The organism is Flavobacterium sp. FlaQc-52 (assembly GCF_044007495.1).
GTDB classification, from domain to species: domain Bacteria; phylum Bacteroidota; class Bacteroidia; order Flavobacteriales; family Flavobacteriaceae; genus Flavobacterium; species Flavobacterium cupriresistens.
This window is the reverse complement of sequence record NZ_JBIPCV010000023.1, coordinates 1-8,810: the sequence shown is the minus strand read 5'-3', so window position 1 is coordinate 8,810 and position 8,810 is coordinate 1. Positions and strand designations below refer to the sequence as shown.

At 35.4% G+C, this 8,810-nt stretch carries 11 protein-coding genes; all 11 read right to left on the bottom strand.

Features of this window, described 5'->3' with window-relative positions:
• Nucleotides 1-380: 380 nt before the first annotated feature.
• Entirely contained in the window at nt 381-848 is a 468-nt protein-coding gene (locus ACHRV5_RS22225; RefSeq protein WP_395428315.1) for an SRPBCC family protein, read from the bottom strand.
• 162 nt (nt 849-1,010) lie between these two features.
• Nucleotides 1,011-1,523 (bottom strand): DUF1772 domain-containing protein, encoded by a 513-nt coding sequence (locus ACHRV5_RS22220; protein ID WP_395428314.1) that lies wholly within the window; start codon nt 1,521-1,523, stop codon nt 1,011-1,013.
• A 325-nt stretch (nt 1,524-1,848) separates the two neighbouring features.
• On the bottom strand, nt 1,849-2,430 hold the full coding sequence (locus tag ACHRV5_RS22215) for a TIGR00730 family Rossman fold protein (RefSeq protein ID WP_395428312.1): 582 nt from the start codon (nt 2,428-2,430) through the stop codon (nt 1,849-1,851).
• A gap of 11 nt (nt 2,431-2,441) precedes the next feature.
• Nucleotides 2,442-2,969, bottom strand: a complete 528-nt coding sequence (locus ACHRV5_RS22210) for a GNAT family N-acetyltransferase (RefSeq protein WP_047773784.1) — start codon at nt 2,967-2,969, stop codon at nt 2,442-2,444.
• Between the two features lie 19 nt (nt 2,970-2,988).
• Nucleotides 2,989-4,113, bottom strand: coding sequence for a lactonase family protein (locus ACHRV5_RS22205; protein WP_395428309.1), 1,125 nt, complete (start codon nt 4,111-4,113; stop codon nt 2,989-2,991).
• Between the two features lie 58 nt (nt 4,114-4,171).
• Nucleotides 4,172-4,699, bottom strand: coding sequence for a GNAT family N-acetyltransferase (locus tag ACHRV5_RS22200; protein ID WP_395428307.1), 528 nt, complete (start codon nt 4,697-4,699; stop codon nt 4,172-4,174).
• 13 nt (nt 4,700-4,712) lie between these two features.
• Nucleotides 4,713-5,813: an MBL fold metallo-hydrolase gene (locus tag ACHRV5_RS22195; RefSeq protein WP_395428305.1), complete on the bottom strand. Its 1,101-nt coding sequence runs from the start codon at nt 5,811-5,813 to the stop codon at nt 4,713-4,715.
• Between the two features lie 3 nt (nt 5,814-5,816).
• Nucleotides 5,817-6,239 (bottom strand): DUF1801 domain-containing protein, encoded by a 423-nt coding sequence (locus ACHRV5_RS22190; RefSeq protein WP_395428303.1) that lies wholly within the window; start codon nt 6,237-6,239, stop codon nt 5,817-5,819.
• Between the two features lie 6 nt (nt 6,240-6,245).
• Complete coding sequence (locus ACHRV5_RS22185) at nt 6,246-7,292, bottom strand: serine hydrolase domain-containing protein (protein WP_395428301.1); 1,047 nt, start codon at nt 7,290-7,292, stop codon at nt 6,246-6,248.
• A gap of 95 nt (nt 7,293-7,387) precedes the next feature.
• Nucleotides 7,388-7,756, bottom strand: a complete 369-nt coding sequence (locus tag ACHRV5_RS22180) for a nuclear transport factor 2 family protein (RefSeq protein WP_047773589.1) — start codon at nt 7,754-7,756, stop codon at nt 7,388-7,390.
• A gap of 129 nt (nt 7,757-7,885) precedes the next feature.
• On the bottom strand, nt 7,886-8,371 hold the full coding sequence (locus tag ACHRV5_RS22175; protein ID WP_395428299.1) for an SRPBCC domain-containing protein: 486 nt from the start codon (nt 8,369-8,371) through the stop codon (nt 7,886-7,888).
• Nucleotides 8,372-8,810 lie beyond the last annotated feature (439 nt).

Genomic DNA, 8,810 nt, shown 5'->3' with positions numbered 1-8,810 from the left:
AAAAATAGCTTTAATTGCTGTAGCAAACAAACTACTTAAACAAGCGTTTGCTTTAGCATCAAAAAATGAGTTTTATTTATCTAAATAATTAAAAATAAATTTGCTTTTAAACACAGTTCATTTCGAGCGAAGTCGAGAAATCCCACACGCAGCTCACGTCCAGTTTGTCATACTGAGGAACGAAGTATCTTCATGAGATAATCCGTAAAGTGAAGCTCAACGGTATCGATTCAGCGAACGAAGATACTTCGTTCCTCAGTATGACAAGATTGCGGAAAATAGAAACGGAGTTTCTGGTGTGATTTCTCCTAAAGTCGAAATGACATGCTAAGTAAAATATTTTGCATTTCACAACACACATTTCACAACAAACAGCTCACTCAAGCCAGCCCTTTAGGAAAACGATCTAAAACCAAATTCAATTGAATCTGATGTTCTAGATATGCTTTGGCTCCGGCTAACACCAATGTAAAGCCTTCTGTTGAATTCCTAACCTGATCTATTATTTTGTCTGTATCGCCAACAAAACCTGAATTTGTAATGCTTACAAAAGTTTCATTTTTATTTAATGGGGTAAAAATCCATTCTACTGTTGTGGTTTCTCCGGTATTTCCCCATTCAACGACAATCTTTTTGTTTTCTTCTATGACCTTTGTTAAAACCGTCAACGAAAAACCATACATTTCCCAGACCCATTCGATTGGCTGGTACTCTGCTAATTTTCCGGAGCCTTTGGTAAACCAAAATTTACTTGTGATTTCCGGATCTATAAAAGCCTGAAAAACTTCTGAAACAGGTTTTCTTATCAGCATTTCGGCTTTTGCGAATTTGTTGTTTTCTGTTTTCATTTTGTATAGGTGTGAGATGTGAATTGTAAAATGTCTGCCGTGAAATTTATAGCCAGTAACCTGAAACCTGAAACATGAAACATGAAACCTGAAACGTGAAACGTGAAACGTGAAACTTTTTTTCAGACCTTCTAAGATAAAAAATTATTGTTTCGCTTTTAGTTAATGAACAGTATTGTTTTTTAACAGACAGCCAATAATTAAAAGTAAAAAAGATAGTAAGGAGGTCACAACTCGGATAAGATGTAAAGTATTCCATTTTGCTTCAAATTTATCTCGTAAAATTGCGGCTTCCTGAAGCGTGATAGAGGTCAGGTTGGTTTTGTCCAGCATTTCGTTTAGCGGAATGTTTCCCAGAATCGTTACAAGAAAAACACCAATAAAATAAAGGAGAGCTGCAGCAATAACAACCCAAAAAACAGCATTATTGGATTTATAGCAATACGCTGCTATAAAAGAAAACAACATCGAACCGAAAAAGATCAAAAAGAATAACGGATTTTGAATCGTACGGTTCATATTTTGAAAGGCTCTGAGATAATTTATATCATCAAGTTTACCGATTCCCGGTGTTACGGCATTAGCCCAAGTAAAGAAAATACCCGCTAAAAGCCCCGTAAATAGAGTGGCTAATAGAAGTGTAACGGTTTTTGTATCAATAATAAATGTGTCCATATTTATGTCGTTTGGTTAACAATGTAAAATTAGAAATATTGATTATTCATGACTTGTTTGAAAAGTAATACGATTTGTTTGAGAAGAATTTTTTTGTAAAAAGGTGTTTGTAAAATGGTATTTGTAAAAGGTGAGATTGTGGATTGTCTTTCTTAAAACCACGTTTGCCTTATTATTCCGTTATTTTGTCCCCCAATGTCACCCTGAGCGAAGTCAAAGGCTACGCAAGGGCTTTCTGTTATTCTTGATTTTAATTGATGTTTTACAATGGGAGTTACCAACGTAGCCCCCTGATTAGTCGTTTACTTTCAAAGCAAATAAAGATTTACACTTTCTCCTTATCGATCCATTTTCCAACTGTTGGCGGGTTGTAATTCCTCATTTTTTCCAATAGATCATCAATAGAATCACTTACTAAAAGCATTTCCTGATTTACATTTTTTAAGAAACCTTTTTCAACCATAGTATGTGTAAGTTCTAACAAGGAATCATAATAGCCGTTGATGTTTAAGATCGCAATTGGTTTTTTATGCAGTCCCAATTGTGCCCAGGTCAGCATTTCGAAAAGCTCGTCAAGTGTTCCAAAACCACCCGGAAGTGCTATGACACCGTCTGATAAATCGTTTATTTTGGTTTTTCTTTCGTGCATGCTTTCTACCAAAATTAATTCGGTTAGGCCTTTGTGTGCAATTTCTTTTGAACGCAGAAAGCCGGGAAGTACTCCAATTACTTTTCCGCCTTCACTTAAAGCGCCGTCAGCAAGAGCACCCATTAAACCTACGTCTGCACCGCCGTATACCAATTCTATATTTTGTTTTGCTAATGTTTGTCCGAGCAAAGTGGCTTGCTCTTGGTAGATTGCTTCCGTTCCAAAACTGGAACCGCAGAAAATGCTTATTCTTTTCATTTTGTATTGGTTTATTTTTTTAGCTCGTACACAAAATTATGACGAGAGGGTTCATTGTAATAAGCAACGTCTATTTCTTCTACTTTTGTTGCTCCCAGTTTTCCAACTGCTTTTTGTGAACGATAATTTTCTGCTCCAACATGAAATTGAACTTTATCAACAGCATCAAAAGCATAGTCGAGCATTATTTTTTTTACATGGGAATTAAATCCTGTTCCCCAAAATTTTCTTCCGTAGAAAGTATAACCGATAAAAATACTTTTATTTTCTGGTTCATATTCATAAAAACGGGTGCTTCCGGCTATTTCGTTTGTACTTTTATCAAGGATCAGAAAAGCGCCTTTGCTTTCCATTGCTCCTTCAAAAAAGTTTTGAAAGACTTCTCTCTCGTACCTGTTTTTATTTGGATGTTGTTCCCAGACTAACGGATCAGAAGCTACTTCAAAAAGACCTTCAAAATCAGTTTGCTGTAACGGAACTAATTTTACAAATTCGTTTTCTAATACTTCAGGCTGTAAATTTAAAAGTGATGTACTCATATTTAATGGTGTTTTTAAATTATATTTTTTTGATTTGAACACAGGAAACATTTTCCAGTTGTACTTCTTTCCCTGTTTTTTTAAGTAATCCCGTTTTTAGATTTCGTTTAAAAATCACCACATTTCCGGTTAGCACATTGGATGCGATCAGGAATTTTCCGGTTTCGTCAATCGCAAAAATTCTCGGATGTTTTCCTAAGGTCGATTGATAACCGATATTGGCTAAAAGTCCTTTTTCATCAATAGTAAAAATGGCAATATTGTTTTCTTTTCCACGGTTTGTAGCGTACAAAAATTTTCCGTCAGGTGAAATGTGAATGTCTGAACTTTCGAAACCTTCTGTAAGGGTGTCGGGATGTGTATTTACTTTCTGTATTTTTTGCAGAACCCCATTTCCATAGCCATAAGCACTGATTGTTCCTGACATTTCTTCAATACAATACGCAAATTTTTGATTGGGATGAAAAGCCAAATGACGTGGTCCGCTTTCAGGATCTGTTTTTGTAAATGGAGTTTCGGTTGCTGTTAAAGGCTGTTTTTGTGTGGCATCAAATTGATAACAACGTATTTTATCGGCACCTAAGTCGGGCAGAAATAGATAGTCGTACTGCGGAGAAAATATTGTGGAATGGATGTGTGAGCGGGTTTGTCTTTCTTTGTTTACACTTCCGTCTTGGTATTGAAAATTTTGTGCTATCGAATCAATTTTTCCATTTTCCAATAACGGATATACAGAAACACTTCCTTCGGTGTAATTGCCGTTTATCAGCCATTTGCCACTTTTATGAACGGAAACATAGACCGGATTCTCGCCACCACTTGATTGTTTATTTAAAAAAGTAAGTGTCTTATTTTGTGGATTGAATTCAAAACTGCTTACGCTTCCTGCATTTGGAGTTTTACTGTCGGTACAGGCATAAACATATTTCCCGTTTGGAGAAACCGTTAAAAAAGAGGGATTAATCAGGTTTTTGACCGACGCCACTTGGGTCAGTTTTCCTTTTACAGTATCTAATTGATATACCATAATGGATGCTGCAGTTTTGTCTCTGTTATAAGAACCCAGAAAAACGTAGGTATTTTGAGCGCTTAAAGAAATGCTTAATAAAAATGTGATCAGGAAAATGGATATTGTCTGTTTCAATTTTTTTGATGTATTGCTGTTTTACTTTTTATATGCTTTTACTACTTGAAGAATGTGTTTACTTTAGCGGATATCTAAATCCAAAAACGGCAAGTTCTCCCTGCATGAAATCCAAATCTTCAGACCGTTTGAAACCTAAATTTTCATACATTTTCCAAGCTGTTTTCATGGACAAAGTACTGTGAATAATAAGTTGATCGAGTTGGTTTGCTTTGGCTTTGCCAATACATTCCTCAGTCAGTAATTTGCCAATTCCTTTTCCTCGGGTAGCGGGATCTACAGCCAATAATCTAAAACCTGCCGTATTTTGTTCCTGAGTTGCAATACCTCCGGAGCCGTAATATTTCATGTCATTGAAATAAACTACAGCACCAAGAATTGTATCCTGATCATCAGCCACAACTAAAAGTTCTGTTCCAGGATGATTGGTGAAATCGCCTATATTAGCTAACATTTTATAATAATTGGGCTGTTCATTTTCTTTTGGAAAGCCTTCTAATTGTGAATAAACAAGAATAAGAAGTTCTCCAATTTTGTTGAATTCTGAAGGATCGGCATTTCGAATTGTATAGGCTGAGGGATTCATATTCGGTACTTTTTTATTTCACATTTTTCCACCATTGGCGGAATTCCTGTTCTTCATTTTTTAGTTCAACTAATTCACCAATCATTGGCGTAATTAGGGGAATCGGATTTGTTTCGTTTTGATTTAATTGGGTCACTCTTTTCAAAGGCTCGTCCCAGGCATGATTGGCCAAAGGGAATTTTGAGGAATGAACCGGAAATAATCGTTTCGTTTTTAGATCTTTTGCGGCTTGAATTACATTTTCAGGCAGGTTGTGAATGTATTTCCATTTGATGTCGTATTGGCCATTATCAACCAGAGCAAGATCAAAGGGACCATATTTCTCTCCAATAGCAGCAAAATGAGTATCGTAGCCGCTGTCTCCTCCCAAATACATTTTATAGGTTGGGGTTTGTAATATAAAAGAGAGCCATAGTGTATTGCAACGTTTGAAAGCACGACCTGAGAAATGTCTTGTTGGTGCTGTATAAAGTGTAATATTTGCGTCAAGCTCTATTTTTTCATGCCAGTCTTTTTCAATAATGCTATCGGATGAAAATCCCCAAAATTCAAAGTGGGAACCTACACCGAGACCACAGACAATTTGCTTTGTTTTGGACTTTAGTTTAAGAATCGTTTTATAATCCAAGTGATCGTAATGATCGTGTGTAATCAATAAGTAGTCAATTTCAGGAAGATCATCAACGGTATAGATATCGGTTCCTTTAAAAGCCTTCGTAGTGCCGGCAATAGGGGAGGCATTACCACTAAAAACAGGATCGACTAAAATTCGTTTTCCTTCAATCTGAATAAAATAAGAAGAATGTCCAAACCAGACTAAAATGTCTTTATCTAAAGGTAGGTTTAACAAATCTGTTTTTATCGAAGGAATTAAATCCGCAGGGATTCGGTGTTGCTTTTTTTTAAATAAAAACTCAAACAACACTCCCGTCATCGTATATCCTTCCGTAAGGTCCGGAGTAAAATGTTCATTTTCAAATTTTCCGTTTTTATAATTCGGAGATTTTTGGATTAATGCCAGTTTTTCGCCAGTGGGAGCTTTACCAAATCGGGCATCCTGTAAAAAAAAATAAACGGCTAAAAGGACAAGCAGTAGTATAAAAGTTATTGTCATGGTTTATTTTGGTGGGTATAATTCATTTAAGTTTTCAACCGAAAGGGAAATCATTTTTTTGAGCACTTCAACATCAATATCGGTTAGTTTTTTGATGTAAATACAACCTTTTCCGGATTTATGTTTTCCAAATTTAGAAAGAAGTTCTTCTCTGTTTTCAGATGTAGCATAACAATAAAGAGAAATTGCTTCTTTTCTTGGTGAAAATCCGACAAGCGGTGCATCGCCTTCACGACCGCTGGCATATTTGTAATGGTAGCTTCCAAAACCAATAATGGCAGGTCCCCACATTTTGGCTTCAAAACTGGTTTGTTCCTGCATCAATTTAACAAGTTCAAACGAGTCGTTTCGTTTCGTACTGTCTTCAACAGCGTTAATGAAATCGTTAACACTGCCTTCCGTTTCTATTGTTTTGTTTACAGCCATGACAGATTATTTTTTATTTAATAAATCACTTTTTAATAAAAGTCCCTTGATTTTGATTTCGGTTTGGTAAAACAATTCAGAATTTGTATTCATCTGATTTTCTAAAACGATCAAACTGACATCACTTTTCGGAAAGTATAAATTTACGGAAGAAAAGCCATCGCCCAGCCCGGAATGCCCCATATATTTTGGATTTCCCTGATCGACGATTCGTAGTCCATAACCATAGCCTTCTTTTTCTTTCCCAAAAAGATTGTGTTGCGCCTTGATAGTATAGCGAAGCATCAATTGGTAGGTCGCGGGTTTCAGGATTTTTCCTTTATGGAGATTATTGTTCCAAATTGCTAAATCGGTAACCGTTGATATAATCCCATTAGCAGAAACGGTTTCGGAGGTTATTCCGGATTTATCATTTTTTGTAAAAACATTTTTGTCGTTAATATAGCCCGAAACCAATTGTGTTGTTTTGTCTTTAGAATAACAGTAAGTGTTTTTCATGTTTAATTTTTTAAACAAATCAGCCGCTACTTCCGGATATTTTTTTTGGGTACTAAAGGCAACAATTTGTCCCAGTAAAGAAAAACTTAAATCACCATATTTAAAATCGGTTCCGGGTTTAAAAAGTAGCGGTTTTTGTAAATCGATAATTCCATGGGTATGATTTAATAACTGATGAACTGTGACAGAATCTGCCCAGGTTTGTGTGAGATGCGGAAGATATTTTTTAATGGGTGCCTGTAAATCAATACGCCCTTTTTCAACTTCTTTTAAAATCAAAACAGCCGTGATTTGCTTGCTGTTTGACATGATTTCGAATTGGCTGTTGATTGTCAATGGGATCTTTTTATCAAAATCAGCAGAACCCAGCGCTTTAGCATAAACTGTTTTTCCTTTTTTTGAAATAAGAAGTACACCATTAAATTTAGGATTGCTAACTTTAATTAAACTGTCTATTTGGGTGTATAAGTGGTCTTTTTTTTGCGAAAAGGAAGGGCTGCTTGAAAATAGTAACAGAACGGATACTAAAATAGAAGTTCGTAGAAGTGTGGTCATTTGGTGTTTTTGGTCTTTTTTTGTTTTTTTAGTCTCAGTCTCAGTCTCAGTCTCAGTTTTCAGTCTCAGTTTACATTTTGCAACTCACATTTTTTTCAAAACATTCCATTTTCATTGATCATTTTGGCGGGTACACTTTGTCCCAGATCCCAAAGTTCTACTATTTTTCCGGACTCAAATCTAAAGATATGAACTACGGCCACACCCGAATCATTTGCATTTTGTTTGACATGTGAATGTACGGCAACCAAATCTTTATCTGCTATTGCGTGATGAATTTCAATAGTTTTATTCGGATTTTGTCTGGAGGATTCTTCCATTGCCAGCATCAGTGTATTGGCATCCCCTTTAAAATAAACATTATGATGCTTAAAATCCTTACTGACATATAGGCGAAATGCTTCATGCGAATGCCCTTTTGCAGCAAGTTTTAAAAAGTCTTTTGCAATATATTTCTTAGTCATGATTTCAAAGATTAAAAAGCTAACTAAGTTATGAAATAACTGTTTATGAATTTAAAAAATTATCGCTTTATTAACTTTCTAATCTGATGAAGTCATGAATTTATAAATGTACAGTTTGTTGGTATTTAATCACTTTTCCGACAATCTCTTTTCGTTTTCGGTTTGTGGTTTGTCCTTGCCGTTTGGCTGGCCTTTTCCGGTTGTAATTAGTTTTTTCAGACTGTTTTGAATGTAATTTGTCCAAGAGTCTCTACAAATTTCAAAACATTCATAATCGGGAACTAAACCAATATGAGTAAATCGCAGCGCTGTTTGGCCATCGTTCTCTGTGATTTCGAAAGTAGGTTTTGTGCCGGTCCATTCTTTTTCGTCTGCTGTAAATTTGAAATAGTTTTCTTCTATCAACCAGACAATTTTTTGATTCGGAATTACTTCTGTCAATTTTATTTTACAGCGATGCACGTCTTCGTAATGGTAGTTAAATTCATCATTTAGTTTTGCTGTATTTCCTTTGATCTCTTCCGACCACCAGCCGCGAACATTCGTAATGGCATTAAAAACGTCTTCCGGAGAATGATTAGTTATGAGGGTTGTGGTAAAATCTTGTGTGTTCATTTGGTATGATTTAGAAATTAGTATAACAAATGTACGTTCTAAATATCAATACGTTAGGGGGGTAAGAAGACAATTTTGAGGAGAGAATCGGACAAGTTGCATCCTGTTGGGGGGAAGATTTTAGATTTTAGATTGTGGATTTTGGATTTTTTGTTTTTTTGTTGCTTTAGAAATTCAAAAATGAGAGTGAAACTTGTTGTATATTAGGTGTTTGCTTAGCTCAAGTATTCAAAGTCGTTTATAATTAGAACTTACTGGGTATAGATTCACGAGCGGGACGCTCGCGCTAGCGATGGGTTAGTAGAAGTTTAAGATTGTCTCGTCCTAAAATAAGTTTACATATTTATCCTTAATCCTAAAATAGATTTACAATTCATTTTTAGTCCTGTTATTGGTTTACAATAATAGGACTTTTTAGATAATAGTTCTTCCATAATTT